The 25,790-nt window shown below is 64.8% G+C and carries 29 protein-coding genes and 1 pseudogene; 17 read left to right on the forward strand and 13 right to left on the reverse strand.

Annotated elements, in window-relative coordinates:
* Positions 1 to 47 precede the first annotated feature (47 nt).
* Positions 48 to 599, reverse strand: a complete 552-nt coding sequence (locus W823_RS32820) for a helix-turn-helix domain-containing protein (RefSeq protein ID WP_023954365.1) — start codon at positions 597 to 599, stop codon at positions 48 to 50.
* Between the two features lie 100 nt (positions 600 to 699).
* Between W823_RS32820 and W823_RS32825 the strand changes: the two are divergent.
* Both W823_RS32825 and W823_RS32830 read left to right on the forward strand, forming a co-directional pair.
* Positions 700 to 1,411 (forward strand): annotated as a pseudogene (locus W823_RS32825) (AzlC family ABC transporter permease).
* The gene (locus W823_RS32830; RefSeq protein WP_023954367.1) at positions 1,408 to 1,734 is read left to right on the forward strand and encodes an AzlD domain-containing protein; all 327 of its coding nucleotides are present in this window, start codon (positions 1,408 to 1,410) and stop codon (positions 1,732 to 1,734) included. The pseudogene W823_RS32825 and the gene W823_RS32830 overlap by 4 nt, the downstream one beginning before the upstream one ends.
* A gap of 29 nt (positions 1,735 to 1,763) precedes the next feature.
* On the opposite strand, the gene W823_RS0127540 is transcribed toward W823_RS32830, so the two are convergent.
* Together W823_RS0127540 and W823_RS32835 are read right to left on the reverse strand one after the other, a co-directional pair.
* Positions 1,764 to 2,117: a GNAT family N-acetyltransferase gene (locus W823_RS0127540; RefSeq protein ID WP_031331169.1), complete on the reverse strand. Its 354-nt coding sequence runs from the start codon at positions 2,115 to 2,117 to the stop codon at positions 1,764 to 1,766.
* Between the two features lie 41 nt (positions 2,118 to 2,158).
* Complete coding sequence (locus tag W823_RS32835; protein WP_031331171.1) at positions 2,159 to 3,133, reverse strand: pirin family protein; 975 nt, start codon at positions 3,131 to 3,133, stop codon at positions 2,159 to 2,161.
* A 209-nt stretch (positions 3,134 to 3,342) separates the two neighbouring features.
* Between W823_RS32835 and aqpZ the strand changes: the two genes are divergently transcribed.
* Positions 3,343 to 4,113 carry an aquaporin Z gene (gene aqpZ / locus W823_RS32840; protein ID WP_023954371.1) on the forward strand — a complete coding sequence of 257 codons (771 nt, stop codon included), beginning with the start codon at positions 3,343 to 3,345 and terminating at the stop codon, positions 4,111 to 4,113.
* A 25-nt stretch (positions 4,114 to 4,138) separates the two neighbouring features.
* On the opposite strand, the gene W823_RS32845 is transcribed toward aqpZ, so the two are convergent.
* Positions 4,139 to 4,567 (reverse strand): hypothetical protein, encoded by a 429-nt coding sequence (locus W823_RS32845; RefSeq protein WP_235189343.1) that lies wholly within the window; start codon positions 4,565 to 4,567, stop codon positions 4,139 to 4,141.
* Between the two features lie 147 nt (positions 4,568 to 4,714).
* Here W823_RS32845 and W823_RS32850 point away from each other — a divergent pair, with 147 nt between their 5' ends.
* A complete protein-coding gene (locus W823_RS32850; RefSeq protein WP_023954375.1) occupies positions 4,715 to 5,149 on the forward strand; it encodes a MarR family winged helix-turn-helix transcriptional regulator in 435 nt (144 codons plus the stop codon).
* Between the two features lie 14 nt (positions 5,150 to 5,163).
* On the opposite strand, the gene W823_RS59455 is transcribed toward W823_RS32850, so the two are convergent.
* The 7 genes from W823_RS59455 to W823_RS32880 form a co-directional block, all read right to left on the reverse strand.
* Positions 5,164 to 5,703 carry an HAD-IC family P-type ATPase gene (locus W823_RS59455; protein WP_369792563.1) on the reverse strand — a complete coding sequence of 180 codons (540 nt, stop codon included), beginning with the start codon at positions 5,701 to 5,703 and terminating at the stop codon, positions 5,164 to 5,166.
* A complete protein-coding gene (locus W823_RS32855; RefSeq protein ID WP_369792568.1) occupies positions 5,685 to 7,349 on the reverse strand; it encodes a heavy metal translocating P-type ATPase in 1,665 nt (554 codons plus the stop codon). Before W823_RS32855 ends, W823_RS59455 begins: the two co-directional genes overlap by 19 nt.
* Positions 7,350 to 7,436: 87 nt before the next feature.
* Positions 7,437 to 7,640: a heavy-metal-associated domain-containing protein gene (locus W823_RS32860; protein ID WP_023954377.1), complete on the reverse strand. Its 204-nt coding sequence runs from the start codon at positions 7,638 to 7,640 to the stop codon at positions 7,437 to 7,439.
* A gap of 13 nt (positions 7,641 to 7,653) precedes the next feature.
* A complete protein-coding gene (locus W823_RS32865; protein ID WP_023954379.1) occupies positions 7,654 to 7,953 on the reverse strand; it encodes a metal-sensitive transcriptional regulator in 300 nt (99 codons plus the stop codon).
* Between the two features lie 158 nt (positions 7,954 to 8,111).
* Positions 8,112 to 9,533 (reverse strand): cytochrome P450, encoded by a 1,422-nt coding sequence (locus W823_RS32870; protein ID WP_023954381.1) that lies wholly within the window; start codon positions 9,531 to 9,533, stop codon positions 8,112 to 8,114.
* On the reverse strand, positions 9,530 to 10,339 hold the full coding sequence (locus W823_RS32875) for an SDR family NAD(P)-dependent oxidoreductase (protein WP_023954383.1): 810 nt from the start codon (positions 10,337 to 10,339) through the stop codon (positions 9,530 to 9,532). The genes W823_RS32870 and W823_RS32875 overlap by 4 nt, the downstream gene beginning before the upstream one ends.
* Complete coding sequence (locus tag W823_RS32880) at positions 10,336 to 10,953, reverse strand: hypothetical protein (RefSeq protein WP_235189344.1); 618 nt, start codon at positions 10,951 to 10,953, stop codon at positions 10,336 to 10,338. Before W823_RS32880 ends, W823_RS32875 begins: the two co-directional genes overlap by 4 nt.
* A 183-nt stretch (positions 10,954 to 11,136) precedes the next feature.
* Here W823_RS32880 and W823_RS32885 point away from each other — a divergent pair, with 183 nt between their 5' ends.
* A complete protein-coding gene (locus W823_RS32885; RefSeq protein ID WP_023954387.1) occupies positions 11,137 to 11,805 on the forward strand; it encodes a TetR/AcrR family transcriptional regulator in 669 nt (222 codons plus the stop codon).
* Between the two features lie 12 nt (positions 11,806 to 11,817).
* Here the strand turns inward: W823_RS32885 and W823_RS32890 are convergent, their stop codons facing one another.
* A complete protein-coding gene (locus W823_RS32890) occupies positions 11,818 to 12,477 on the reverse strand; it encodes a hypothetical protein (RefSeq protein ID WP_023954389.1) in 660 nt (219 codons plus the stop codon).
* Between the two features lie 61 nt (positions 12,478 to 12,538).
* On the opposite strand from W823_RS32890, the gene W823_RS32895 reads away from it, so the two are divergent.
* The 4 genes from W823_RS32895 to W823_RS32905 all read left to right on the forward strand — a co-directional run bounded on the left by W823_RS32895 (position 12,539) and on the right by W823_RS32905 (position 16,515).
* Entirely contained in the window at positions 12,539 to 12,898 is a 360-nt protein-coding gene (locus W823_RS32895; protein ID WP_023954391.1) for a VOC family protein, read from the forward strand.
* Between the two features lie 56 nt (positions 12,899 to 12,954).
* The gene (locus W823_RS32900; RefSeq protein WP_023954393.1) at positions 12,955 to 13,431 is read left to right on the forward strand and encodes a helix-turn-helix domain-containing protein; all 477 of its coding nucleotides are present in this window, start codon (positions 12,955 to 12,957) and stop codon (positions 13,429 to 13,431) included.
* Between the two features lie 18 nt (positions 13,432 to 13,449).
* Positions 13,450 to 14,988, forward strand: a complete 1,539-nt coding sequence (gene nadB / locus W823_RS0127550; protein WP_038252092.1) for an L-aspartate oxidase — start codon at positions 13,450 to 13,452, stop codon at positions 14,986 to 14,988.
* A 312-nt stretch (positions 14,989 to 15,300) separates the two neighbouring features.
* The gene (locus W823_RS32905; protein ID WP_031331176.1) at positions 15,301 to 16,515 is read left to right on the forward strand and encodes an HNH endonuclease signature motif containing protein; all 1,215 of its coding nucleotides are present in this window, start codon (positions 15,301 to 15,303) and stop codon (positions 16,513 to 16,515) included.
* 129 nt (positions 16,516 to 16,644) lie between these two features.
* On the opposite strand, the gene W823_RS32910 is transcribed toward W823_RS32905, so the two are convergent.
* Positions 16,645 to 17,757, reverse strand: coding sequence for a TDT family transporter (locus W823_RS32910; protein WP_023954397.1), 1,113 nt, complete (start codon positions 17,755 to 17,757; stop codon positions 16,645 to 16,647).
* Between the two features lie 83 nt (positions 17,758 to 17,840).
* Between W823_RS32910 and W823_RS32915 the strand changes: the two genes are divergently transcribed.
* The 8 genes from W823_RS32915 to W823_RS32950 all read left to right on the forward strand — a co-directional run bounded on the left by W823_RS32915 (position 17,841) and on the right by W823_RS32950 (position 25,790).
* Positions 17,841 to 18,749 carry a LysR family transcriptional regulator gene (locus W823_RS32915; RefSeq protein WP_023954399.1) on the forward strand — a complete coding sequence of 303 codons (909 nt, stop codon included), beginning with the start codon at positions 17,841 to 17,843 and terminating at the stop codon, positions 18,747 to 18,749.
* Positions 18,750 to 18,810: 61 nt separating this feature from the next.
* The gene (locus W823_RS32920; RefSeq protein ID WP_030165686.1) at positions 18,811 to 19,236 is read left to right on the forward strand and encodes a hypothetical protein; all 426 of its coding nucleotides are present in this window, start codon (positions 18,811 to 18,813) and stop codon (positions 19,234 to 19,236) included.
* A gap of 13 nt (positions 19,237 to 19,249) precedes the next feature.
* Positions 19,250 to 20,059 carry an alpha/beta fold hydrolase gene (locus W823_RS32925; protein ID WP_023954403.1) on the forward strand — a complete coding sequence of 270 codons (810 nt, stop codon included), beginning with the start codon at positions 19,250 to 19,252 and terminating at the stop codon, positions 20,057 to 20,059.
* Between the two features lie 55 nt (positions 20,060 to 20,114).
* On the forward strand, positions 20,115 to 21,044 hold the full coding sequence (locus tag W823_RS32930) for a metal ABC transporter substrate-binding protein (protein WP_051406312.1): 930 nt from the start codon (positions 20,115 to 20,117) through the stop codon (positions 21,042 to 21,044).
* A complete protein-coding gene (locus tag W823_RS32935; protein ID WP_023954407.1) occupies positions 21,041 to 21,829 on the forward strand; it encodes a metal ABC transporter ATP-binding protein in 789 nt (262 codons plus the stop codon). The genes W823_RS32930 and W823_RS32935 overlap by 4 nt, the downstream gene beginning before the upstream one ends.
* Positions 21,826 to 22,701, forward strand: coding sequence for a metal ABC transporter permease (locus tag W823_RS32940; protein ID WP_023954409.1), 876 nt, complete (start codon positions 21,826 to 21,828; stop codon positions 22,699 to 22,701). Before W823_RS32935 ends, W823_RS32940 begins: the two co-directional genes overlap by 4 nt.
* A gap of 51 nt (positions 22,702 to 22,752) precedes the next feature.
* Entirely contained in the window at positions 22,753 to 24,630 is a 1,878-nt protein-coding gene (locus tag W823_RS32945; RefSeq protein WP_023954411.1) for a propionyl-CoA synthetase, read from the forward strand.
* 44 nt (positions 24,631 to 24,674) lie between these two features.
* Entirely contained in the window at positions 24,675 to 25,790 is a 1,116-nt protein-coding gene (locus tag W823_RS32950; RefSeq protein WP_023954413.1) for a DNA alkylation repair protein, read from the forward strand.

Raw genomic sequence — 25,790 nt, forward strand, 5'->3', positions numbered from 1 at the left:
TCTCACCCGTATGGACCGGTGCGGCGGCGTTTCTTCATCGACACCTGTCACACGTGTTCGGAGATGAGCACCGCGGTGCAGTCCGGTTCGAGGGCTTCGAACGTGTGCGGCAGATCGCCCGGGTAGCTGATGTAGTCGCCCGGGCCCAGTTCGACCGGGTCATCGATGAGTCCGACAAGCGCGCGACCACTGCCCATCACCAGATGCTCGACCACTCCGGCCATGTGGGGGTCGGACACCCGCGGTTCGCCCGGTTGCGCCGTGATCAGGTAGATGTCGCGGCGGGCGTGTGGCGGGCACGCAGCCAGCACAGTCGCCATGTAGTCGGACTGCTCCGACGCCACTGCAGGACCTTCACCGGATCGGATCACCTGCACGCGTGGGGTCGGTGGCTGGACGAGGTGGGCGAAGGGCACATCGAGGGCGGTACTGAGCGCCCACAGCGTCTCCACACTCGGATTGCCGTTGCCCGCCTCGAGTTGCGACAGCGTCGATTTGGCGACTCCCGCGCGGCGAGCCACTTCGGCGAGCGAGAGCCCCGTTCGTTTCCGTTCGCGTTGCAGTGCTGCCGCAATCGCCTGCAGTGGCGCTCCAGCCATGTCCGACCTCCGGTCTCGCCGACAACTCCCCGTGCCGTTCGGCTCAGACTACCTTCGTTCGGCTTGACGAACACCGCGGACATCGTTCACCATGTTGATCATGCGTTCGATATGGCGAACACCGCGGCTCGGCATCTCCCTTGATGCCGCCACTACCCGCGACGTCGCACTCGTCTGCGTCGCCGTGGGCGTTGTCGGACTGTCCTTCGGCGCGATCGCCGTCAGCAGCGGCTTCCCCCTGTGGATGCCGATGCTGATGTCAGTAGTCGTGTTCGCCGGAGCGTCTCAGTTCACGTTCGTCGCGATCCTGGCCGCCGGCGGTGGGATCTTCGCCGCGGTCGCCGCCGGGTTGCTGGCCAATGCCAGGCACATCCTGTTCGGCTTCTCGATCGGCGACGTGCTCGGGAAGTCCCTCGGATGGCGGTTGCTCGGATCGCACCTGATGATCGACGAATCGGTTGCCTTCACGCTTACGCAGGACGCACCGAAGATGCGCCGAGCGATCTATTGGGCGTGCGGCGCAGGACTTTTTCGTCGCCTGGAACGTCGGAGTCCTCGCCGGTTCGGCGGGCGGCACACTCATCACCGACACCGACGCCTTCGGATTGGACGCCGCGTTCCCGGCGGTCCTCCTCGCCCTCATCCTGCCCGCGATGCGCGAGCGAGCCACCCGCAACGCCGCGCTCGCCGGAGCCGTTATCGCCGTCGGTGCATCGTTCTTCACCCCGGTGGGCGTACCGGTACTACTCGCTCTGGCTGCTTTGGTGCTCGTCGTTCCGATTCCCCGCCGTCGACGTGCGGCCAGCGGATGAACACCTCGACGCCCGCCCTGCTCGTCGGTATCGCCGTACTGGCCTTGGGTACGTACGCTTTTCGGTTCGTTGGACCGGTGCTCGCAGCGCGGGTGACGATGCCTCCGGACGTCCACCGGCTCACCACCGTCGGCAGCGTGGTCCTACTGGCCGCGCTCGTGGCGACCTCCACACTCATCGACGATCAGCACTTCGCGGAGCCGTCCCGCATCGTCGGCGTCGCCGTCGGCGGCGTCCTCGCCTGGCGCCGGGCGCCTTTCGTGGTTGTCGTGGCAGCCGCAGCCGCGTGTGCAGCGCTACTGCGCCTGGCCGGTCTCCCCTGACACCGGCCTTCGGGCGCCGAGCCGGACTGTCAGGCGCCCAGCCAGGTCAAGATGTCTTTGGTGACCGGGTCCGTGATGTCGGCGTAAGCGGGATGCTTCTTCAGGAAGGCCGAGACCAGCGGGCACACCGCAACAATCCGCTTGCCTTGTGCACGAACATCATCGAGCGCCTCTGAGACGAGGATCGTGGCCAGTCCGCGTCCTCCGAACGCCTCTTGGACCTCGGTGTGATAGAAAACCCGACTCTGTTCGCGGTCTGCGTAGGCTGCGATCCCGACGACCTCGCCGTCCACGGAGACCGTGTACCGGCGCTTGTCCGGATCGGGTGCAACGGTCACGGGCGCGCCGGTCTTGTCGGTGATGGTGGAGCTATTTTGAGTCATGCCACGACAACCTTTCCGAGGTATCTGCTATTCCACCGACATCAGGACTCAGCCGTCAGACGTGGTTTGATCCGGGCATTCGGCAATGTCGGTGCAGGCAGGCGGTCCACGCCACCCACGTAGCCCTCGACGTGTCCGAACCGGTCGGCTTGCGCCTGCCACTGCGTCCGGTACTCCACGATCTCCTCGTGGCTGCGTCCGACGAAATTCCACCACATCACCAGATCCTCGCCGAATGGTGTGCCGCCCAACAAGATCATCCTGCACGGGCGTTCATCGGAACTCTGCAATGTGATGTGGTGGTGCCCGGGAGCCAGGTAGGCCAACTCCGTCTGCCCCACCTCGGCTCCTTCCACACTGACCGAGCCCTGGTCCACCAGCACACCGTGCTCGAACGTGGGATGCACCGGGATGGTGACGGACGCACCCATGTCGAGATCGATCTGAGCGCCCAACAGCGGGCTGAACGTGGTGACCGGCGACGACTTTCCGAGCAGATCGCCGATGAAGACACTCACCCGGCCGCCGTCGAGTGCGATCGGTTCGGGAACGAAGTGCTCGAAGTTCCGCGCCGTGTCGCGCGATTCGTCAGGAAGCGCCACCCACAGCTGGACGCCGTGCAACGTGGTGGTGTCGGGCGTAGAGACCTCCGAGTGGGCGATCCCATGACCCGCAGTCATCAGGTTCACCTCGCCCGGCCGGACGAAGGCGTGCACACCCAAACTGTCGCGGTGCTCGATCTCGCCGGTGAAGAGCCAGCTCACCGTCTGCAACCCGGTGTGCGGGTGCGGTGGCACGTTCATTCCACCCGTGGTCCGGACATCCGCCGGGCCGTAGTGGTCGGCGAAGCACCAGGCCCCGATCAGGGACCGGGCACGCTGCGGCAATGTGCGATGGACGGTCATGGCACGCGGACCGCCCAGCGGAACGTCGCGCGACGTCAGGATCTGCACGTGATGCCGATCTCCCGGGGCCGGTGAGCAATCGATTTCCGGACCGTTGATTACGTTGCTCATACTGACGCCTCATTCCTCACCTTGTCGGCGAGCATTTCTCATTTCGTGACATTTCAATCCGCAATCCTGGGCTCACGAATTGGGTGACGGTGGTAATACTTTCGATGAGCAACCAGCCGATTCAACTGAAAATCGTCAGGTGACCGCGTCGTTCCATCCGAGTCTAAATCGTGTGCCACAGCTAGACCACTAGTGGAGGTATTCCGAAAATGTCTGCTCCGACGACAGTTCAAAAGTTAGCTGCCGAAGCACTGGGAACGTTCTGGCTTGTTCTCGGGGGTTGCGGCAGCGCCGTTTTCGCAGCGAAGGTGATCGCGGACGACGACGGGACCCAGCTCGGCATCGGGTTCCTCGGCGTATCCATCGCTTTCGGCCTCACCGTCCTGACCGGCGTCTACGCTCTCGGTCACATCTCGGGTGGACATTTCAACCCGGCCGTCACGGTGGGCGCCGCTCTGGCCAGGCGTTTCCAGTGGAAGGACGTACCGGGCTACGTCGTCGTGCAGGTGATCGGTGGCCTCATCGGCGGCGCGATCATCCTTCTCATCGCCAATGGCAAAGAAGGGTTCGAGGCCGAGGGTTCGATGGCCGCCAACGGCTTCGGCGACCACTCGCCGGGCGGGTACACCTTGTGGGCCGCACTCGTGGCCGAGATCGTGCTGACCGCCATCTTTGTCATCGTCATCCTGGGTGCCACCGACACCCGAGCGCCACAAGGTATCGCGGGCATCGCAATTGGCCTGGCCCTCACCCTCATTCACCTCATCAGCATCCCGATCACCAACACCTCGGTGAACCCCGCGCGATCGACGGCGGTGGCGTTCTTCAACGGCAATGGCGCGCCCGGTCAGCTCTGGTTGTTCTGGGTCGCGCCGCTCGTGGGCGCACTGTTGGCCGGCATTCTCTACCCGCTCGTCTTCGACAAGGGTGCAAACGAACCCGAACTCGATCAGATCCCCAATCCAACGGTGCCTGCCTGAACTTGCCCGGTCGACGGCTCCGGCGTCACGCAACCCGGGTGGCGTGCATCGTCTCTTCGAGAGTCCAGGTGTTCTCGCCGTCGTCGGAGAACTCCCCTGTCCATGTGAAGGTGTTGTCGGTGATGTCGGTGAAGCGCCACCGAAGCGTTGGTTCGTCATCTGTGCTGGTCAAAGTGATATCCCCGTCGCCTATTTCGCCGATGAACTTTCGAACACGTGCATTGATCGGCTCCACCCACGTTGATCTCCAGGCTGCGATCGACGGATCGTAGAACCGGATGGTTGACCCATGAAATGCTCGAAACCCCCGTTCCGGTGGCGCAAGAGCAGCCCCGGGCACCATCCACACATCCTGGATCGCACGACCGCCCAGGACCCACCCGAAGTGGAGCTCTCCGTCGAGTTCGGGAGAGTCCGTTGCCGCCGGTATCCAGCGGATATGCCAGGATCCCACGAATCTTCCGAACGCCCGCAAGTGCTCAGTTGCGCCCCGAGCCGGGCCAGGGGAATGCAAGTGGGCGGCCAAGCCGTCGCCGTCTCTGAAATCCGTCAGCATCTTGACATGTTGTCAGATTGCTGACGAATATGCCAGGCTGGGTAGGTGAACAAGGCGGAGGCTTACCGATTACTCATTGCCGACGTCTACGAACTCGCCGGCGTATCGCGCCGGACGAGCGAGGACGTGGCTCGACGGGCCGGACAGACCGTTGCCCGCTGGCACGTGCTCAGCGTCTTGTCGGAACCGTCGACGGTGGCCGGAGCTGCACGACGCCTTGGCCTGTCACGCCAGAGCGTGCATCGCATCTGCGGCGACCTCGTACGTGAAGGGCTTCTGGAGAGCCAGGACAATCCCGACCATCAGACCTCACCCCTACTCCGACTCACCAGCGCCGGCGGGGCGATCCTGGCCGAACTGGTGCGGGAGTCGGACGTCGAGAGGTCCCGGTTGCTCACCCGCACACACATCACAGTGGACGAACTCGAGAGCACGCGCACCATCGTCCGCACCCTGATCACCGCCCTCGACAGCCAGTAGGCCGGTGTCCCACGTCAGCGGAACCTCCTCAGGCGCAGGCTGTTTCCGACGACAAACACTGATGACAACGCCATCGCCCCGCCGGCGATCATGGGGCTGAGCAATCCGAGTGCGGCCAGTGGCAGTGCGGCCACGTTGTATCCGAACGCCCAGAACAGATTTCCCTTGATGGTGCGAAGTGTTGCGCGAGACAGGCGAATCGCATCGCCGGCGGCTCGCAGGTCACCTCGGACCAGGGTGATGTCCCCAGCCTCGATCGCGGCGTCGGTACCCGTTCCCATCGCCAGTCCCAGGTCGGCCTGAGCCAGAGCGGCAGCGTCGTTGACACCGTCGCCGACCATCGCCACGGCCTTTCCCTGTGCCTGCAGGTCCTTGATCGTATCGACCTTCGCAGACGGCAACACCCCCGCGATCACTGTATTGATACCCACTTGTGCGGCAACCGCTTTGGCGACACTGTCGTGATCACCGGTGAGCAACACCGGCTCGAGACCGAGGTCCATCAACTCCGCAACGGCCTGCCGCGACGTCGCCTTCACCACGTCGGAGACCACGAGCACGCCGCGGGCGCGTCCGCCCCAGGCGACCGCGACGCAGTCTGGCCTTCCGAACCCGCCCGCTCCAATGCGGCGACCAGCTCACCGGGTATCTCGTTGCCTCGCTCGGTCAGCAATTGTGGTCGACCGAGGAGCACCTCCACCTCGTCGACGACACCCTGGACCCCGAGGCCCGCGGAATTGACGAAATCACGAACTGCGGGCAGCGGCCCGGTGCGCTCGCGTGCGCCGTCGGCGATGGCACGCGCGATCGGATGTTCGGACGCGTTCTCGACCGCTCCGGCCACGCGCACAACATGATCGGTCTCTTCACCGTCGGCGACGGCAACTTCCGTCAAGGTCATCTGACCGGTTGTCACGGTGCCGGTCTTGTCGAGCACCACGGTGTCGACCTGCCGGGTGGACTCGAGTACCTCGGGTCCCTTGATCAGGATTCCCATCGTGGCCCCGCGGCCTGTCCCGACCATCAACGCGGTCGGCGTCGCCAGCCCGAGTGCGCAGGGGCACGCGATGATCAACACGGCGACCGCCGCGGTGAAGGCATCGGCAGCGTCATATCCGAGCAGCAGCCACACAGCCAGGGTGCCCAGCGCGAGAGCGATGACCACGGGCACGAAGACACCGGAGATCCGGTCGGCCAAACGCTGCACCTGCGCCTTGCCGTTCTGCGCCTGTTCCACAAGTCTCGCCATCTGCGCGAGCTGTGTGTCGTTGCCGATCTTGGTCGCGCGTACGGTGATCCGACCTCCGGCGTTCACCGTTGCGCCGACCACCGCGTCGCCTTCGTTGACCTCGACCGGCACCGATTCACCGGTCAACATCGACGCATCCACTGCAGACGAGCCACTTTCCACCACACCGTCGGTTGCGATCCGCTCGCCCGGCCGCACCACGAACAGGTCACCGACGGCCAGGTCTCCGATGGGCACCAGCGATTCGGTGTCACCCCTGAGCACGGTCACGTCTTTGGCGCCGAGACCGAGAAGCGTTCGCAAGGCCGCTCCCGCACGGCGTTTGGATCGCATCTCGAAGAACCGGCCGGCCAAGATGAAGGTGGTGACTCCCGCCGCCGCCTCCAGGTAGATGTTGGCCGACCCGTCCGAGGAGCTCATCTCCATCCCGCCGTGTGCGGTCTGGGGATCACCCGCTGCTCCGAAGAACAGCGCGTACAGCGACCAGCCCAGCGCGGCAATGGTTCCCACCGATACGAGTGTGTCCATCGTCGCAGCGCCGTGACGCAGGTTGATCGCTGCCGCCCGGTGGAACTGCCAGCCTCCCCACACCACCACAGGCGCTGCAAGTGTCAACGAGAGCCACTGCCAGTTGTCGAACTGCAGAGGCGGAATCATCGCCATGGCGATCACGGGAACGGAGAGAGCGGCGCTGACCAGTGTGCGATGACGCAGGCGGTTCAGTTCCTGATCATGACCGTCGTCATCGTTGTCGTCGGCGGAATCGGGATGCTCCTCGATCGCTTTCGCCCGGTAGCCGGCCGCCTCGACCGCAGCGATCAAGTCGCCGGTGGCGACCGAATCTGAATAGGTGACGTTTGCCTTTTCGGTCGCGTAGTTCACCGTCGCCTGCACGCCGTCGAGCTTGTTGAGCTTGCGTTCGATACGGTTGGCACACGAGGCACACGTCATCCCAGCGATCTCGAGATCGACATGTGCTTGTGGGACAGCCGCTTTCGCGTCTCCGGTAGAACTCGTCGGCGTAGTCGAACTCATTGCTCAGCCCAGCCGGTATCCGGCCTCGTGCACCGCGGCCTCGATCTCGTCCCGGCCCACCGACTGCTCACTGTGGACGGTGAGCCCGCCGCTGTTCAGGTCCACGTCCACCTTGTCCACACCAGGCACCTCGGACACTTCCTCGGTGACCGATGCCACGCAGTGCTGGCATGTCATCCCCACCACCGTGTAGGTCTGCGCGCTCATGTTCGCCCTCCTTCTACGACCGGACCAGCCGGGCGATCGCCTCGGTGGCCTCTTTGACTTTTTCCTGACCCTGCTCTTCGCTCTGGCGGGCCGCGTCGACGACGCAATGCGACATGTGCTCCTCGAGCAGTCCCAGGCTCACCGCTTGCAATGCCTTGGTCATCGCCGCCACCTGGGTGAGGATGTCGATGCAGTACTTCTCGTCTTCGACCATCCGCTGCAACCCGCGGGCCTGCCCTTCGATACGGCGCAGCCGCTTGAGGTAGTCGTCCTTACGGTTGATGTAGCCGTGGTGTTGCTGCTCGTCGGCCATGTGCCCTCTTTCGCCCGTTGTTCGTACCGGTTTACCATACCCCCCTACCGTACCTAAGTCGAGGAGTGGAGCGGACGGAACTGCCCAGGTGCGGCGATCGAGTCGATCGGCCCCTCAGGCGCGGGGACGTGAGGCCGGGCCGATGGGCCGCGGCGTGATCATCGGATCCGGCGGAGCCGAACCGGCAGTCCGTCGGCGGGCATCGGACCGGTTCCCCAGGTCATCAGAGGGACATAGTCGCGGGGCACCGTCCAAGAGAAGTCGAGGAGAAGGCGATGCAGCACCGCTTTGACGGTCATGGCCGCAAAGTGCATCCCGATGCACTTGTGGGCGCCGGCGCCGAAGGGCGACCACGCGTAGCGATGCATCTCCTTCAGAACCGCAGGGTCATCGAAGCGACCGGGATCGAAGACGTCTGGCCGCGACCACCACGTGTCCAATCGCATCGACAGATGCACGTTCAGCGCGATCTCGGTGCCCGCAGGTATGTGATGGCCCAGGATGCTGGTGTCGGACACGGCCTGACGGAACAGCGTCCCGGCAGGCGCATACATCCGCAATGACTCTTTGAAGGCGCAGTCCAGCAGATGCGCGGAATTGAGCTCGGCCATCGAAGCATCGGCAGGTAGCCCTGCGACCTCGTCTCGCAGGTTCTGCTGCAACTCAGGGTCTTTGCCGAGGTGATAGAGCAGCATGGACAGCGCGATGGTGCTGGTGTCGTGCGCCGCCATCAGCAGGAAGATCATGTGGTTGGTGACGTCCTCGTCGGTGAAGACGTTGCCCTCGTCGGTGCGCGACTGACACAACACGGTGAACAGATCGTCGGCATTTCGACCACGACGACTCGGTACTGCCGTCCGGAAGTACCGCTCGAGATGCCGTCGCCCCCGTAGGCCGCGAGCCCACAGCCCGCCGGGAACCGGCTGCCGGACAACCGCTTGCGCGCCCCGGACCGCATCGTCGAACGCGCGCGAGAGTTCGGTTGCGGTCGAGCTGTCGGGGGATTCGCCGACGAACACCTGACTCGCCATCGCGAGCAGCAACTCCTTGGTGTGGTCGAACAGTAGGAGCTGCTCACCAGGTGCCCACGTGTCGAGGATCCCGGAGACGAGCGGCCGCGACAACGCGAGGTAACCGTCGAGACGGGGACGCGTGAACGCCTGCTGCATGATCCGTCGATGGAACATGTGCTCGTCGAAATCGAGCAGCATGAGGCCCCGACGGAAAAAGGGGCCGATCACGGGGTGCCAACCCCGCTCGCTCGAGAACACCTTGTTCTTGTCGAGCCAGACCTCCTGCAGCGCTTCCGGACCCGTCACGGTGACAACCCTGAAGCCGACGGCGCCGGTCCACGACACCGGCCCGAACCGGCGGTATCGCTCACGCCCGAAGTCGAGAGGATGGGCGATGCTCTCCAGGACGTGCCCCAGACCGGGAATGCCGTAGCTGCCCATGACGGGTTCGAGTCCACTGCCTTCGGGGGGTGCGGCGAGCGGTTCCGCCGAAGACGGGTACAGCGAGGCCAGGCGGGCCGAACCCCGCTGCAGAGTGTCGGTGACCCCTGCCCGCGTCGGCCTCATCGGATCTGGGTCCTGTCGAGGTATGCCCGGCGACCCCCCGGATCGAACGCACCCGGTTCCTTGCCACCCACGATTCGCTTGGCCTGCAGCAGAATCCGTTCCGGCACACCCTGTTCGACCACGCCCATCGGCGTCAGCCAACGAGGGACCGTCACCTCTGATCTACCGTGGCCGGCGCTGGCGACAATCGCTGCCGCGACGTCGTCGGCCTCCAGTGTCGGTTGCAGGCGCAAAGTCACCCCCGAGGTCAGGTCGGTCCGGGTGGCAGCGGGCATCACTGTCGTCACGCTCACCCCGGTGCCGACGATCTCGGCGCGGATGGCACGCGAGAGTGCAACCACTCCGAACTTGGAAGCGCAGTAGGTCGCCATGCCTGGCGTCGAGACCTTGCCTGCCATCGATGAGACGTTCACGATGTGACCCCGGCCGCGGACGATCATGTGGGGCAGCACCAGATGGGTCCCCGTCACCACTGCGCCGAGATTGATGGCCAGTTCGCGGTGCAGCGCCTGGAGTTCGGAATCGACGAAGCGACCCATCAGCTGGATTCCGGCGTTGTTCACGAGCATGTCGATGTCGTGGCCGTCCGCGGCGGCCAGCAAGAACTCCCGAAAGCTCTTTTCATCCGTGACATCGAGAGCTACCGCCCGGATTCCCAGCTCGTCGGCCGTCGCCGATGCGGCATCGAGATCGATGTCGCCGATCGTCACGATGGCACCCTTCTGGGCCAAGGCGGCTGCAGTGGCTCGGCCGATCCCGCGAGCACCGCCCGTGACACCGACGCGGGCACCATCGAGGTCGATCACAGGGGGCTTCCGATCGGCTCACGAAGCGCGAAGTAGGCGATGAGTCGGACCTCCCCGGTGGGCATGGTGAGCAGTGCGCGCCCCAGATACACCCCCGGGACCAGCTCGACGATCTCATCGCGTGTCCTCTTGATGGGGAACGTGCGGACGCTGGGATTCTTGTACTGCGGCACACCGTAATCGAGCGCGCGCACCATGACTCGTGGCTCGATCAGGCCTTTGTCGACCGCATGGTCGAAGTCGAAACCCTCCACCTCTCCGCGTCCACGCCGGAGCCCGCGGTACCCGAATGCGACAACCGGCATTGCCAGCCGAGCGATAGGTGCCAATCTGTTGAATCCCGTTCCGGCGCCCAGGTCGAAGGTCTTTCCCCGCCATGTCGGGTTGACGCGCATCAAAGGATTGGCCAGGTGGGCCTCGGGTATCCCGAACAGCTTGCCGACGATCAGTCCCTCCATCTTGCCGTCCGGTCCGTCGGGGGCCGTGCCTTCACCGAACAACTCCGCCAACGCTTCTCGGTCGTTTCGGGCACCGAGTTCTTTGATGTATTGCCACGCCGCTCCCCGGGCGACAGTCGGACGTGCGACTGCCAACTCCCGCAGTTCCGAGGCCATGGAACACACGGCAGAAGCCGACTTCCCATCCCTCGTCGACGAGTCGACCTCTTGCTCTTGTACCGACATACGTGCCTCCCAATTTTGGTACAACTCTGTTCCAGTTCTTATCTGGAACGTGACGGTACCAGATAGACGTGGGCAGTCAAGACCGTTGGCGGACGAAGATGCAAAACTGTGGGCGTGACTAGCGGCAGCACGCGGAACTACGGGGGCGCTTCCGCATCTGCACGTGTCGAGAAGCGCCGGTCCGGCCTCATCGATGCGGCTTTGACAGAGATGGCCGAGAATCGCTGGCGGTCTGCCACCGTCGCCAGCCTGTGTGTTCAGGCCCGACTGAACAAGCGGTACTTCTACGAGAGTTTCGACGACCTCGACCGGCTCGCCGACGCAGTCATCGACAGCGTCGCCGCCGACGTCGGTGGTGCGGCCGTTGCGGCGTATCTCGCGACACTCGACTCGCCTCTGGAGGTGCAGGCCAAGAACACTGTGAGCGCTTTGGTCGACGTCCTTGGCACCGATCGGCGCAAAGCGCTTGTCTTACTCGGCGGCGTACCGACCTCCGCAGGTCAGGAGGACACGCGACGGGCTGCCATCGGTGGCTTGACGGCCATCCTCGTGGACCATGCACGGCGTATCCACGACGTCGAACTGGAACAGGACTCTTTGGCCTTCACGGCCCCGGCGTTTGTCATCGGCGGTACCGCACAGACGATCTTGTCGTGGGTCAACGGCGACCTTCCGGTCGAGCGCGATCAGTTGATCGACGACATCGCCGCAATCTGGTTATCGCTCGGCGAAAGCGCGTCGGACATGGCGCGGTCGAGGCTCGATGCCAGGCCGGGTGAGTAACTGTCCCGAGTTTCACCGTTGGGGTTCGGCAGGGCGATGACGCAACGCGCGCGCCAGATCGGTCAGGGCATCCGCGACCGCGAGTAGCGCTTCGTCGACCGTGGGCGTACGCGAGTGGCCGGCTTCCCGGTTCGACTCAGGTTGATCACCGGCCGGACTCACTCCGCTCGACGCGGGGTCCCGGGGCGAGTCCGCCGTCTCCACCTGCTCCGGGTCAGGTTCGCGGTGTCGACGAGGTGGGGCCTGCGGTGCCATTTCGCGAGGCGCGACATCACTGACGGTGACGAGGGTGCCGTTGCGAGAACCGTTCCGGCTGATTTGCGGCTCCGGCCGGTACGGTGCCCCGAAGCCACGCATCTTCGAGGGCGGGGCGAATCGGTGGGGCCCACCGTGGTCGGCGAACAGAACGCAACTGCCTCCGTGAACTCCGTCGGATGCCACACAGCTCTCGAGCTCCGCCAGACGCTGGCCGGACTGGCCGTCGAGCCACAGCACCCAGGTCCGCCGCGCATCGGGCGGCTCGGCTCCCCCGTCACTGCCGTGCGTCCCGTCGTGACCGAGCCCCAGGCGGCATCGTTGAACCCAGCCGTTCTCCGGCGCGCGCGCAAACGCTTCATACGTGTCGGAGGCAGCGATTACCGTGGACCAGCACAGGTCGAATTCGGTCGCCACCGCTACATCTTGGCCTCATCGCGATGCGGTGGCGAGTCCGACACACGAGTTGGGAGTTTTGATGATCGGTTTCGTTAATGCCATTGCCCTCGACGGACCGGATCCGGTCGGGCTCGCGCAGTTCTACCAGCAAGTTCTCGGTGGCGAGCTGGATACAAGCGATCCCGAATGGGTCACGCTGGATTGTGGTTTGGGTAAAGCGAAACTGACATTTCAACCATCAACCAGCTATGTCCCCCCGAAGTTTCCCGACCCCAACGGCAGTCAGCAGTTCCATCTCGACATCCAGGTCGACGACTTCGAGTCGGCCGAACCACAGATACTCGACCTCGGAGCGCGCAAGGTCGAGGGTCAGGAACATCCCGGTTTCCGGGTGTACCTCGACCCGGTGGGCCACCCGTTCTGCCTTGTCTTGGAGTAGCCGAGGCTTTCTTCTGACTGCTGTCGGACGAAGTCAGGCCGCGTATAGTTGCTGCCATGGTTGCAGTTCTCGACGAGAAGTTGGCCGACCTCGATCGGTGGACGCCGGGCGACCGGTGCTCGATAGTCCGCGCCCTCGAGGTGGTCGGGACCAAGACTGCATTGCTGATCATGCGCGAGGCCATGTACGGCACGACTCGTTTCGACGGATTCGCGCGGCGGGTCGGAGTCAGTGACGCAGTCGCATCCGCGCGGCTCAAAGCACTTGTCAAAGCAGGTCTGCTGGAGAAGTCGCCGTATCAGGAACCTGGTCAACGCACCCGTTACGAGTACCGGCTCACCGAGATGGGCACCGACCTGGTTCCCGTCCTGTTCGGACTCATGCAGTGGGGAGACAAGTATTTCCAGCCCAAGGGCAAGCCGCTGCAGTTGCAATCCAACGTGACGGGTGAGCCCGTGCACGTGGGACTGACCACGCCTGACGGCACCGAGGTCCCCCTCGACGACTTGCGGATATCGCTGGTCAAACGCTGACGGATAGACTCCTCAGCCATGGTTGCCGACGCCGCGCTGCGTGCTGATCTCGTGGTGGTCGGTGCGGGTGTCGCAGGCCTCACCGCGGCGGTTCGAGCCGCCGAATCCGGGCTCGCGGTGATCGTTCTCAACAAGGGCAGCGGCTGGCGTCCCGACGATCCGGCACCCAACACCGCCACCTACTTCGCGCAGGGTGGCATCGCCGTTGTCGAGCCCAGCAATGCGGAGGACTCGGTCGCGCTGCACACCCGCGACACGGTGGTCGCGGGTGCCGGTCTCACCGACCCTGCAGCCACCGAGTCCATCCTTTCGGAGGGCCACGCCGCGGTCTCGGCCTTGGTCAGCTGGGGTGCGCACTTCGACATCGGAGACGACGGGCGCTTCCTGCGGACGCGAGAAGGTGGCCACAGCGTTCGTCGGATCATTCACGCCGGCGGCGACGCCACCGGAGCGCAGGTGCAACGGTCCCTGGCGGTGCGCGCGCTCGCCCAACCCGCCATCACCGTGCTCGACGAATCGTATGCCCAGCAGATCTTGCAGGACCAGCACGGCACAGCGGTCGGGGTGCGCGTCGGACGCTCCGGTGGCTCCTTCCGAGACATCTTGGCGCCCACGGTGATTCTCGCGACCGGCGGGGTCGGACACCTCTATGCGGCCACCACCAACCCACTCGGTTCGACGGGCGACGGCATCGCCCTGGCACACAGGGCTGGTGCGGCGGTCTCGGACATGGAGTTCATCCAATTCCATCCCACGATGCTGTACCGCCCCGGTCAGCGAGGCAGGCGCACACTCATCACCGAGGCACTACGCGGCGAGGGCGCAAGACTCGTTGACAGCGAAGGCAATTCGGTCACCGAAGGCGTACACCCCCTCGGTGATCTCGCTCCGCGCGACGTGGTCGCCAACGCGGTCAGTGCCGCCATGGCGCGCACCGGCCACCGCTGCGTCTACCTCGACGCCCGCCACATCGCCGACTTCGGCCACCGCTTCCCCACGGTCACCGCCGGTGTCGCAGCAATCGGGATCGATCCCACCACCGACCTCATCCCGGTGGTGCCCGGCGCTCATTATCTCTGTGGAGGTGTTGTCACCGATACCGAGGGCGCCACCACCGTTCCTGGGTTGTTTGCCGCAGGCGAAGTCGCCCGGACAGGCCTGCATGGTGCAAATCGGTTGGCGTCCAACAGTTTGCTCGAAGGACTGGTGATGGGACTACGGGTCGCGCGGGCAGCCGCCGGCCGAACCGGGCACCCCGACGCTTTGCGACCGGACGTCGCGCCCGAACTCGATGCACCTGTCGCCCCACGTCGAGACCTCCAGGACCGAATGTCTGCGAGCGCGGCCCTGTCTCGCGACCATTCAGGGCTGATGGCTCTCGCCGACCACCTCGATGCGGTGCCGCGTCGACCACTGCTGGATGGTGCCGACCACGAAGATGCTGCCCTGACCGCCACCGCACGACTGGTGGTCGCCGGCGCTTTGGCCCGAAAAGAGTCGCGGGGTTGCCACCATCGGGTGGACTACCCCGAGGCCTCTGCACCCATCGCGGGTTGACGCACGCGACTCGCCGATCGTCAGGTGGATGTACAGCGCTTTGGCTCCTCAGTCTGTTCATAACGGCTCTCCTGCTTCAGTTTTCGTAGATGCTCATCGTCTTCCCCCCTTTGACGTTCTCGCCTGTGCGCGGGTTCCCGGCCAGGTTCATCCGAACAGATGACTATCGAATGCATGTTCGAACAGCGTAGACTGATACCACGCTGATCGTCCGCAAGACCTGACTCTGAGATACGTGTGACTACGCCACCATTGTGATCGGCTGTCCCAATTCTGTTGTCCCAGTGTTGTTGTCTTGGAGGGGGTGTGGTGATGGCTGTTGCTGATCTGGTGGATGAGGTCATCGGTGTGGAGTTTCCTGATGATCCGGCCGGGGTGGTGGCGGTGGTGAAAGATCTGATCACCCTGCGTAATGCTGTCGAGGCGCGGTTGGCGGCCGGTGCGGCGATCATCGACCGGTTGGGGTTGGCGAAACGGGCGGGATCGACGACGTCGAAGTTGTTGCAGGCCAATGGTGCTGCTCCGGTGACGGCGGCACGATGGTTACGCATCGGCACCGGCCTGGCGGGGTTGGATCGTACGGCCGGGTATTTTCGGGACGGGTTCCTCTCCGCTGAGCACGTCGATGCAATAGTTCGGGGTATCAGCCATGTGCGGGGCCGCATGGTGGGTGTGATGAGTGACAATTTCCGGTGTGAGGTCGAGGGAAAACTCGTGGCTCATGCGTTCTCTGGTGCACCGCCCGCGGAGATCGGAAGGATCGCCCGGACGATGGGTAATGAGGTCGCCGAGGTGTCGGGTGGGGTGCCGGCCGCCGAGGACGCTTCGTTGAACAGCCTGGACTACGTGATCACCGGCGATGGCCGGTTGTCGGGCAGGTTTGATGTGGATGCGGTGATCGGGGAGAAGATGATGTCCGCGCTGGATGTGTGGTCCAGGCCGCGTCCTGAACCGGACGGGAGCGCCGATACTCGCACACCGTCGCAGCGGCGGGCGGACGCTCTGCACCAACTCCTCGATTGTGGTGGCGGTGGGCAGGCGTTGATATCGGCGCCGAGAACGGAAGTGGCGGTGACTGTTCCGGCTGATCATCCCGACCGAGCGTCACTGCGGTGGATGGGTCCGGTCACCGAAGCGACCGCGGCAGCAGCTGCGTGTGATGCGGTGATCACCTCGATCACCCTGGACGGGCAGCAGGTGCCAATCGATCTGAGCCCACCCAAACGGCTGTTCACCGGACCAGTGCGCAAAGCGATCCTGATCCGCGATACCTGCTGCATCAAATGCGGGGCACCGGCGACCTGGTCGGACTGTCATCACATCGTCCACTGGGCTGACGGAGGGCCGACCACCCTCGCGAATGGGTGTCTGCTCTGTCGGACGTGCCATCGGGCCGTGCACCACACCGACTGGGACATCACCATGGGCGCCGACGGACATCCCTGGCTGATCCCACCCGCCGACATCGACCCCACCCGACAACCACTACCGGCCTACAACCGCCGAACCCTCACCCACGCAGCCTGACTCAGGCTGCCTGACCCACGCAGCCAGCACAACACCGCACCCGACACATCGCCGGAACCGCGGACGCGCCCTGACAACTCCATAGTGTGAAACCGCGTCAGGGGCTGTCGCCTGTCCGACTGGCGCAGGTCAGGCGACAGCCCTACCAACACGGGCCGGCTCAGGAGCACGATCAGGGCCACTTGCGTTGGCGACTTCGAGACGTGAAAAGTGCTGTCGCTGAATGGTTGTTCTGCGCAGGTAGACCGAACTCCATCCCGCCACCACAACCCACGTGACCAGCAGTAGCGCGAACAACGCTGCAGCAATGACGCTCAAGGGTGTCGACCCCACCGCAACGGCAAGTGATGCCGAACCAGTCACGCACGTTCCGATCGGAAAGGTGAAGCTCCACCAGGTGGGCGTGAAGGTCAGTCCCCGTCGGACGTTGTGCACGGTGATCAGCGCCGCGAGGACAAAGACGAACCCTGCAAACCCCGACATGACCAATCCGTAGCCGATACCGAGGACGCGCAGACCGTTTGCGATCGAGGCTTGCTCGCCGTCGAACACGAGGTGGGCACTCGACCCGAGTAACACTGCGGCTGCAATGGATTGGCCGATCATCCCGAGCATGATCCATACCGTCGGTGCAACCTGCACAGACGGCAGTCCGCGATGGATGAGACGCGAGTAGACCATCGACATCGTCAAGAACCCGACAATCAAGGTCAGCCCGAAGAGCGCGTAACACGTTGCGAGAAGTCCTGATCGGATGTCTCCGGGTGGCAGGTGCGGGAGGAGCAACGGGCCGGTGGCTGCCGACACCATCGGCGGAACCACCGGCATCAACCAACTCGGCATGGCACCGTCCGCCGAACTCTGCGTACCGGTGATCGTCCGAAATGGAACCCACACGGTTGTGAACACGCCCGCGGCGGTACCCACCGCCCACAACGCACCGCCGACCCACACTGCGGCTGAGTCACCGACGAACTGCGGTCCGAGCTCGACCGTCCCGGCCCCGACCGTGAGCAAGGCCATGGCTGGGGCGCCGTAGAAGTGAGCCATACCGGGGTCTGCGGCGTGATCGGCAGGCCCCTTGCCGAGGAACAGGCACGACGCGACCACCAGACCGGCCAGCGCGATCACCCAGAAAGAGGTGGTGAGAACTCCCATCGCCGGCCAGGCCGAGTGCAACGCCACACCCGACGTGGCCACGATGCCCGTGCCCATCACTGCAGAGAACCAGTTCGGCGTCATGGATTCATCGTCACCTCGTCTCGTCCAGACAGGTAGAGGGCTTGTTGTTGTCCGGGTACAAGTCAGGCTTGTAGCCTCGGCAGATGGTGTTGCCCGCCCGAGTCCCCGACCTCTCCGCCCTCGACGTTGTCGTGTCAGTGGCACGGCAAGGCAGTATGAGCGCCGCCGCCCGCGAACAGAACCTCAGCCAGCAGGCGATCAGCGCACGCGTCCATGCCGTGGAACGCGAACTGGGTGTGGTGCTCTTCCACAGGTCGCCGTCGGGCACAGAGCTGACGCCCGAAGGCGTCGCAGTCCTGGAGTGGGCGTCGGGTCTGCTCGACGCTGCGGAACGGTTCTCGGCCGGAATCGACTCGTTGCTGGGCAGCAAGCGCGCCACGGTCACGGTCGCGGCCTCGATGACGGTTGCCGAGATTCTGATTCCGTCCTGGGCCCTGGCCCTCCGGCGCCTCCACCCCGAAACACGGATACGGGTGCAGCCGATGAACTCCGCCGATGTCATTCGGGATGTGTTGGCAGGATCCGTCGACGTGGGGTTTGTCGAAGGGCCACACACCGATTCGCGTCTGGATCACCGGGCTGTCGCGCACGACGAGCTAGTGGTGGTCACCCGGCCGGATCATCCCTGGGCGCGAGCCGGCCGCGCCATCTCTCCTGCCGAATTGATGCGCACCCCGCTGGTTCAACGTGAACCCGGCTCGGGCACGCGAGTCACCTTCGAGGCGGCGCTCGGTGAGGCCGCGGATCCGTTGCTCGAGCTGACGTCGGTAGCTGCGGTCAAGGCCGCGGTCCTCAGTTCCGACGCACCGGCCGTGCTGTCCAGTCTGTCCGTCGCGCCCGAGCTGGCGGACGGCAAGTTGGTCCGCATCGAGGTGTCCGGCGTCGCAATGCCGCGGGTGTTGCGCGCAGTATGGGATCGAAATCGCGGGTTGCACGGGCCAGCAAGGGATTTGGTCGACCTCGCGATCACCCGGTCTTCCGCTTCGCCCTGACTGAGGTGCCGTCGGGCAATACCATCGGCTGAGGCAGTGGATGCTGCCGAAAGGAGCCATCATGAAGTTCAAAGTTCGCCACATCCCCACCCGGGTCGCCACCGGCGCATTCATCCTCAGTTCGGGTCTGGCCAAGCGACAGGCCGACGAGGAAACCGCCACACAGCTCCACGGCCTCACCGCCGGGACATACCCACTGGCAACCAAGCTCAGCCCACCTGCGTTCATCCGGTTTGTCTCGACCGGCGAGATCGCCCTCGGCGCCGCGTTGTTGCTCCCCATCGTCCCCACCGCCGTTGCCGGCGCGGGTCTGACCGCCTTCTCGGCGAGTCTCCTCGGCCTCTACCTGAACACCCCCGGCATGCGGGAACCGGGCACCCTGGCCCCCACGCAGCAGGGCACCGCGCTAGCCAAGGATGTCTGGATGCTGGGCATCGGCGTAGGCCTGATGGTTGACGCTCTCGGCGAGAAGGTGCGGTCGAAATAACGGCGGCCTGCCGGTGAGCGGTCCGCCTGCATCCATCCACACCACCGCGATCGGGGACGCCGAACTCGCCTGGACAGAGGAGGGCCACGCCTCCAGGCCAGGCCGGACCGCCATCTGGGCGCATGGGCTGACGTCCAGCGCCACCGCCCAGGAGACCGTCGGCATGTTCGATTGGTCGCCGGTCACCCGCGATCACCGGCTGATCCGGTACGACGCCCGCGGCCACGGCCGATCGACGGGCGGTGCCGATCCGAAGCAGTACACCTGGCCGAACCTCGGCCGTGACCTGCTCGGCCTCCTCGACTCGGTGAGCCCCGACGAGCCGGTCGCCGGGATCGGCTCGTCCATGGGGACAGCCACACTGCTGTGGGCGGCGGCCGCCGAACCCCATCGGTTCCACCACCTCGTGTTGACCACCCCACCGACCGCCGGGCAGGTCCGGGCCGCACACGTTGCCGCCTACCGGGCAGGCGCCGACCTCATCGAACGCATTGGGCTGGCCGCCTACGAAGCAGCTTCCGCAGGGCCCCCGCCTGCGGTGTTGTCGGGTCTTGCCGACGCCCGAACTCCGATCGCTGTGCCCGAATCCCTGCTGCCATCGGTCCTGCGGGGCGCCGCGCGGTCGGATCTGCCGGCGGACGTGGAGCTGCGTGCACTGCGTATACCCACCCTGGTCCTCGCGTGGTCAGGAGACCCTGGCCATCCACTGTCCACCGCACGTCGGTTGGCAACCGTCATCCCGGGCGCGCGATTGTGCATCGCCGACACCCCGGGTCAGCTCCGCGAGTGGCCGCAAGGGGTCGCAGACTTCCTGGACGGGTGAGTCTGCCGCTCGGTTGAAGTTGAAAGTTCGGGTACCCGAACTCTAAGGTGAGAGGATGCGAACTCGGTCCAGGGTAGTGCGGGTGACCTCGGTGTTCGTCATCGCCCTGAGCGTGTTGGCCCTCAGTGCATGTGTCGGCAAACGCGAGCGCAACGACGGTCGGCTGACAGTGCTGACCACGTTCACGGTGCTCCAGGACATCGTCGCCAACATCGCGGGGCCAGAAGTCCGGGTGGAGTCGGTGACCAAGGCCGGCGCGGAGATCCACGGCTACGAACCGACACCGGGCGACCTGCGACGGGCCGCGGAAGCGGACCTCATCATCGACAACGGCCTGCACCTGGAAGCCTGGTTCGAGCAGTTCGTCGACCGGCTCGACGTGGAACACGTGGTCGCCAGCAAGGGAGTCCAGCCCATCCCGATTAGCGACGACGCCGGAGCCGGTACCGCGAACCCCCACGCCTGGATGTCTCCCTTGAACGTCCAGACGTACGCCGACAACATCGCATCGGCACTCGCCGAACTCGATCCCGACCATGCTTCCGAGTACCGCCAGAATGCCGTCACCTACAAGGCGCAGTTGCAAGAGGTCCACGACCGGATGGTCTCCGAATTGGCCAAGCTGCCACCGCAGAGCAGAGCGCTGGTCAGCTGCGAAGGCGCTTTCTCATACCTCGCCCGCGACACCGGTATGCAGGAGAAATACGTATGGCCTGTGAACGCAGAACAGCAGGGCACATCGAAGCAATTGCAGTCCACGATCGACTTCGTGCGCGCGAACAACATCCGCGCGGTGTTCTGCGAGTCCACCGTGAGTGACTCTGTGATGCGCCAGGTCGAGCGCGCCACCGACGCCGACTTCGGGGGCGTTCTCTACGTCGACTCGCTGTCCGAATCCGATGGCCCGGTGCCGACGTATCTCGACCTCATCCGCCACGATTCCGACACGATCGTCAACGCACTGACCCGAGGTGGATCTCAATGACCACACTTCCTTCCCAGCCTCAGCCGGGCCGAACCCCTCACGACGAGACCCCCGCCATCGCGATCAACGGGGTCAGCGTGTTCTACGGCGACGTACACGCCCTCGACAACGTCTCCATCAACATTGCGCCGGGGCGCATCTGCGGACTGATCGGGATGAACGGTTCGGGCAAGTCGACACTGTTCAAAACCATCATGGGGCTGGTGAAACCCGACTCCGGATCGGTCGAGATCGCCGGAGGTACACCGGCAGAGGCGCGCAGCAACGGTCTCATCTCCTACGTCCCGCAGTCCGAGGACGTCGACTGGACGTTCCCCATCTCGGTCCGCGAAGTCGCGATGACCGGGCGGTACGGCCGTCAGGGATTCACCCGCAGGCCACGTCGAGCCGACAAAGAAGCGGTCGACCACGCCCTCGCCCAGGTCGAGCTGACCGAGTTGGCCGGCCGTCAGATCGGGCGACTCTCCGGTGGACAACGCAAGCGGGCATTCGTCGCCCGTGGTATCGCCCAAGAGGCGGACGTCCTGCTGCTCGACGAACCCTTCGCAGGCGTCGACAAGAAGTCGGAGGCCACGATCATCGCCCTCCTGACGTCCCTGGCCTCACAGGGCAAGACGATCCTCATCTCCACCCACGACCTCGGCTCGCTCGAGACCTTCTGCGACGAGGCGGTACTGCTGATGCGCACGGTCCTGATGCACGACGAGCCCGACGTCGTACTACGGCCGGAGAGCCTTGCCCTGGCCTTCGGTATGGATGTGCTGGGACGGGGAGTGCGGTCATGATCATCGACTGGTGGCTCGATCCTCTTGCCGAGGACTTCATGGTGAACATGCTTCTCGCGACCACGGTCGCGGCCGCGGTGTGCGCCATGATCAGTTGCTGGATCGTTCTGATCGGCTGGTCGCTGATGGGTGATGCCGTGTCCCACGCGGTTCTGCCCGGCGTGGTGCTCGCGTACATCTTCGGCGCGCCGTTTGCGGTGGGTGCGTTGATCTTCGGCCTCGGTGCCGTCCTGCTGATCGGCGTGGTCCGCGACACCAGCCGGGTCAAAGAAGACGCCGCGATCGGCATCGTCTTCAGCACACTGTTCGCCCTGGGCCTGGTGCTCATCTCGATCACGCCGAGTCAGACCGACCTCAACCACATCCTTTTCGGCAACGTTCTCGGGGTCTCGCAATCAGACCTGTGGCAGATCCTCGGACTGGCCGTGGTCGCCGTGGTGGTCCTGACGCTCAAACGACGAGACCTCACCCTGTTTGCCTTCGACCCCACCCACGCTCACGCGATCGGTTTGTCACCTCGTCGCCTCGGCGCGCTGCTGCTCGGACTGCTGGCTCTCACATGTGTTGTGGCGCTGCAGATCGTCGGCGTTGTTCTGGTGGTCGCGATGCTGATCATCCCGGGTGCGTCCGCTTACCTGCTCACCGATCGCTTCAACCGGATGCTGATCATCGCACCGATCTTGGCCTGTTCCTGCGCAGTCCTGGGGATCTACTATGCGTACTACCTGGACGTGGCACCCGGCGCGATGGTGGTACTCGCCCAGGGACTGGCGTTTGCGGTCATCTATCTGTTCGCACCTCGCCAGGGCGTGTTGATCAAGGCGATCAACCGGGCGCAGCGACGACGCTCCACGGCTCTCGCGGCGTCCTGACGCAGGGCCGGCCCTTCAGGGCCGTCCTGATCGGCGAGAGGATGGCGAGTGATGGGGCTGTACGCGGAGGCTTTTGCGCAGAGTGTGGACGACCCGGACGAGTTCTGGCTTCACGCGGCCAAAGCTGTCGATTGGTACACCGCCCCAACCGTCGCTCTCGGCCGACGGGGTGAGACGCAGTACCAGTGGTTTCCCGGAGCAACCCTCAACACGAGTTTCAACGCGCTGGATCGGCATGTGGACGCCGGCCACGGCGATCGGCCGGCCCTGACCTGGGATTCGGCGATGACCGGTGTCTCACGCACCTTCTCCTACTCCGACCTGCTGGCCGAGGTCTCCACATTCGCAGGCGCCCTGCGTGAGCGAGGTGTCACCGCCGGTGACCGCGTCATCATCTACATGCCGATGATCCCGGAGGCCGCCATCGCCATGCTGGCCTGCGCACGGATCGGCGCCGTGCACTCGGTGGTGTTCGGTGGGTTCGCCGGAAAGGAACTCGCCACCCGCATCGACGACGCCCGCCCGGTTGCGCTCATCACCGCTTCGGGTGGACTCGAGCCGGGGCGCACCGTGGAGTACCTGCCGATGGTGACCACAGCACTCGAGCTGTCCGATCACCCACCCAGCACGGTGATCGTCAAGAATCGCGAGCAGGTCACCGGGAGCGCGGCAGACCACGACGGCTGGTTCGACTGGGATGATCTGATTGCCGAAGCGCCTGCCGCAGAACCTGTTCCGGTCGCGGCCACCGACCCGCTCTACATCCTTTACACCTCCGGGACCACCGGCAAACCCAAGGGCGTCGTCCGCGACAACGGTGGCCACGCCGTGGCACTGACGTGGTCGATGCGCAACATCTACGACATCGCCCCCGGCGACGTGTGGTGGACGGCATCCGATGTCGGCTGGGTGGTGGGCCATTCGTACATCGTCTACGGCCCGCTCCTCGCGGGCGCCACGTCCGTGATGTACGAGGGCAAACCGGTCGGCACCCCGGACGCGGGCGCTTATTGGCGGGTCATCGACGACTACGGCGTGCGGGCGCTGTTCACCGCCCCCACTGCCATCCGCGCCGTCCGAAAGCAGGATCCGGAGGCGAAACTGATTGCGCAGTATGACATCTCATCGCTTCGGACACTCTTCGCCGCCGGCGAACGACTCGATCCGGACACATACGAGTGGTCGACGAAGGTGCTCGGCGTCCCGGTGGTCGACCACTGGTGGCAGACCGAGACCGGCTGGGCGATCGCGGCCAATCTCCGTGGCCTCGAACCCATGCCACTCAAGGCCGGGTCGCCCACCGTGCCGGTGCCGGGCTTCCGGGTGCAGGTTGTCGACGCCGAAGGAAAAATTGTTCCGGCAGGCGGTGAAGGCAACATCGTCATCGAACTCCCACTTCCGCCCGGAACTCTTACCGGCCTGTGGAATGACGAAGCGCGCTACCACGATTCGTATCTCAAGGCATTCCCCGGTTTCTACCTGACCGGCGACTCGGGATACATCGACTCCGACGGCTATGTGTTTGTCCTCGGACGTTCCGACGACGTGATCAATGTCGCCGGCCACCGGCTGTCCACGGGGAGTATCGAGGCCGTGGTCGCGGCACATCCGGCGGTCGCCGAATGTGCGGTGATCGGCATACAGGACGAACTCAAGGGTCAGCGGCCCAGCGGATATGTGGTTCTCAAAGAAGGGGTCGACATCGATCCGGAGAGTCTCCGTTCCGAACTGGTCGCCATGGTGCGCGAGCAGATCGGCGCAGTCGCGACCTTCCGCGATGTCACCGTCGTCAATGCGCTCCCCAAGACGAGGTCGGGCAAGATCCTGCGCAAGACGATGCGTCAGATCGCCGACCACGAATCCTTCACGGTGCCATCGACAATCGAGGACCCGGCGGTTCTCGAGGCACTGAAGAGCCAACTCGAATGATCGTGGTCACGGGACGTGTCGGTGGCCACCCGTAGATTTGCACCATGCCATTCGCCGACGAACTCCTGGGCGCCTCCGCGGTCGAGGGCCTGACGACGTGCCTGATGCTCGCCGGCTACGACACCGCCCGCACGTCGGCAACCGTCAACGAGTTCGACGGCATGGCGCTCAAGAATCGATCAGATCTCGTCCGTGATGCCCTGATCGGCGATCTGCCCGAGCCGTTCACCGAGTTCGTCGGCGCGGTGAACAAACTCATCGACCAGCCGGGCTGCACCGGGTGGATGGTCTGGCCGATCACCGAAGCAGTGGCCTTGCGTGCCACCGCGCAACGGACAACCAGAGCCTTCGACACCGGCCTGGCGTTGCTCGCCGAGCTCACTCCCCGACTCACATCCGAGTTCGCTCTGCGCACCATGCTTCTGGCCGATCTCGACCGCACCCTTGCCGCGGCGCGCGCCTGGGCGGAATCACCGGACCACCACGTGCGGCGGCTCGCGAGCGAAGGAACCCGGCATTACCTGCCGTGGGCACGCCGGATACCCGATTTACTTAGGCATCCAGAGGCAACCCTCCCGATCGTCGATGCGCTCTACCGCGATCCCAGCGAGTACGTTCGACGGTCCGTGGCCAATCACGTCAACGACCTCAGCCGGCACCACCCCGACCTGGTGGTCTCTACTGCGGCACGCTGGCAGAGTGCACCCGACGCCAACACCGGCAGGCTGGTGCGGCACGCGTTGCGGACGCTGGTGAAGAAGGGCGACCCTGACGCGCTGGCGCTGCTGGGCTTCGATGCGCCGACCGGTCTCGACCTCACCGAGTTGATCGTCGACCCAACCGTGGACACCGGGGACAAACTGGCGTTCGCGGTAACTCTGGCGCATTCCGGCGAGTCACCGGTGAACGTGGTCGTCGACTACAGCATCGGATTCCGCAAGGCCAACGGCGCCATCACCCACAAGGTGTTCAAGTTGGCCACGAAGACGATGAGACCGGGTGAACACCTACGTTTGAGCAAGTCACATTCGTTTGTCCCCGTCACCACCCGCCGGTACCACCCCGGCCGCCATGAACTGGCCGTGCAGGTGAACGGCCGGCGCATGGGTGAGGCCGAATTCGATCTTCTCGGCGCGGTAGATCCCACTGTCTTGCGCTGA

Source organism: Williamsia sp. D3, from assembly GCF_000506245.1.
Taxonomy (GTDB): domain Bacteria; phylum Actinomycetota; class Actinomycetes; order Mycobacteriales; family Mycobacteriaceae; genus Williamsia; species Williamsia muralis.

Bases quoted from the DNA above. Each gene is read 5' to 3' on its own strand.
- W823_RS32935 (WP_023954407.1), top strand. From the start codon at position 21,041: ATGACCACACTTCCTTCCCAGCCTCAGCCGGGCCGAACCCCTCACGAC.
- W823_RS32915 (WP_023954399.1), top strand. From the start codon at position 17,841: ATGGTGTTGCCCGCCCGAGTCCCCGACCTCTCCGCCCTCGACGTTGTC.
- W823_RS32830 (WP_023954367.1), top strand. From the start codon at position 1,408: ATGAACACCTCGACGCCCGCCCTGCTCGTCGGTATCGCCGTACTGGCC.
- aqpZ (WP_023954371.1), top strand. From the start codon at position 3,343: ATGTCTGCTCCGACGACAGTTCAAAAGTTAGCTGCCGAAGCACTGGGA.
- W823_RS32870 (WP_023954381.1), bottom strand. From the start codon at position 9,533: ATGAGGCCGACGCGGGCAGGGGTCACCGACACTCTGCAGCGGGGTTCG.
- W823_RS32950 (WP_023954413.1), top strand. From the start codon at position 24,675: ATGCCATTCGCCGACGAACTCCTGGGCGCCTCCGCGGTCGAGGGCCTG.
- W823_RS32945 (WP_023954411.1), top strand. From the start codon at position 22,753: ATGGGGCTGTACGCGGAGGCTTTTGCGCAGAGTGTGGACGACCCGGAC.
- W823_RS32940 (WP_023954409.1), top strand. From the start codon at position 21,826: ATGATCATCGACTGGTGGCTCGATCCTCTTGCCGAGGACTTCATGGTG.
- W823_RS0127540 (WP_031331169.1), bottom strand. From the start codon at position 2,117: ATGACTCAAAATAGCTCCACCATCACCGACAAGACCGGCGCGCCCGTG.
- nadB (WP_038252092.1), top strand. From the start codon at position 13,450: ATGGTTGCCGACGCCGCGCTGCGTGCTGATCTCGTGGTGGTCGGTGCG.
- W823_RS32835 (WP_031331171.1), bottom strand. From the start codon at position 3,133: ATGAGCAACGTAATCAACGGTCCGGAAATCGATTGCTCACCGGCCCCG.
- W823_RS32930 (WP_051406312.1), top strand. From the start codon at position 20,115: ATGCGAACTCGGTCCAGGGTAGTGCGGGTGACCTCGGTGTTCGTCATC.
- W823_RS32910 (WP_023954397.1), bottom strand. From the start codon at position 17,757: ATGACGCCGAACTGGTTCTCTGCAGTGATGGGCACGGGCATCGTGGCC.
- W823_RS32820 (WP_023954365.1), bottom strand. From the start codon at position 599: ATGGCTGGAGCGCCACTGCAGGCGATTGCGGCAGCACTGCAACGCGAA.
- W823_RS32895 (WP_023954391.1), top strand. From the start codon at position 12,539: ATGATCGGTTTCGTTAATGCCATTGCCCTCGACGGACCGGATCCGGTC.
- W823_RS32900 (WP_023954393.1), top strand. From the start codon at position 12,955: ATGGTTGCAGTTCTCGACGAGAAGTTGGCCGACCTCGATCGGTGGACG.
- W823_RS32880 (WP_235189344.1), bottom strand. From the start codon at position 10,953: ATGGCCTCGGAACTGCGGGAGTTGGCAGTCGCACGTCCGACTGTCGCC.
- W823_RS32920 (WP_030165686.1), top strand. From the start codon at position 18,811: ATGAAGTTCAAAGTTCGCCACATCCCCACCCGGGTCGCCACCGGCGCA.
- W823_RS32865 (WP_023954379.1), bottom strand. From the start codon at position 7,953: ATGGCCGACGAGCAGCAACACCACGGCTACATCAACCGTAAGGACGAC.
- W823_RS32905 (WP_031331176.1), top strand. From the start codon at position 15,301: ATGGCTGTTGCTGATCTGGTGGATGAGGTCATCGGTGTGGAGTTTCCT.
- W823_RS32855 (WP_369792568.1), bottom strand. From the start codon at position 7,349: ATGACGTGTGCCTCGTGTGCCAACCGTATCGAACGCAAGCTCAACAAG.
- W823_RS32860 (WP_023954377.1), bottom strand. From the start codon at position 7,640: ATGAGCGCGCAGACCTACACGGTGGTGGGGATGACATGCCAGCACTGC.